Genomic DNA, 747 nt, shown 5'->3' on the forward strand with positions numbered 1-747 from the left:
AACAACGTCAATAAAGTCTTTCAATGTTAATATCCCACTTCGTTGTTCGTAAGAAAATGAGGGAAGAATTTGTGCCGGAATAACCAATTGAAGATAATTAGCCTTCATTTCTTCTGTTTGATTACTGCTTATTCCAGGTTCAAGTGTAATTAAATGTTTTTTCTGTATCCTTGAGGCTTCTGCCAGTACCTGTCTCCAACGATCTTTTGCAGTGGTCTTAACTCCTAACATCGTCAGGAGACTCACATCAAACTCTGAATTTTTATAGTGAGTAATCCCCGGAAAAATAAAATCGGGTTTGCTATTTCTTTCAGTTACAGCACCATGACTATACCGAATTTCATTAGCACTAAAGAGAACACAGAGATTGTGCTCAAGCGAAAACCCCGCCCTTGATTTCCTTCTGTTGTGAACACTCAATGAGAAATTAATAAATTCTTCGACGTTATTATTTTCTGTTCCGAAGCCTTTTTGAAGTCTTTCCTCAACAATAACTCTTTCCAACGTTTTAAAAAGAAGTTCTTCTCTTTCCATCCAGGCCAGCAATGTTTCATCAGGTGCTTCTACAGGGGACACATGTTTTACAGTTGACCGGGAAAACTCTGAGAAAACTTTTGTTGTTGGAAACGTCTTTCCATACCGGCGTAATAATTCCTCAAGATAATCGTCTGCAGTCTCCTCTGTTTCGATGCCCAGGGAGGAAACGATATACTTAGCGGCAAATCCTAATTCTCTTCTTTCACCTGA

General features: G+C 38.8%; 1 protein-coding gene. It reads right to left on the bottom strand.

Translation table 11 applies throughout. From position 1 onward, the window contains the following. On the bottom strand, positions 1-747 hold a 747-nt coding region (locus ACNOHI_RS24795), incomplete at both ends, for a type II restriction endonuclease (protein WP_420477395.1).

This window comes from Noviherbaspirillum sp. ST9, from assembly GCF_048799745.1.
Lineage (GTDB): Bacteria > Pseudomonadota > Gammaproteobacteria > Burkholderiales > Burkholderiaceae_D > Noviherbaspirillum.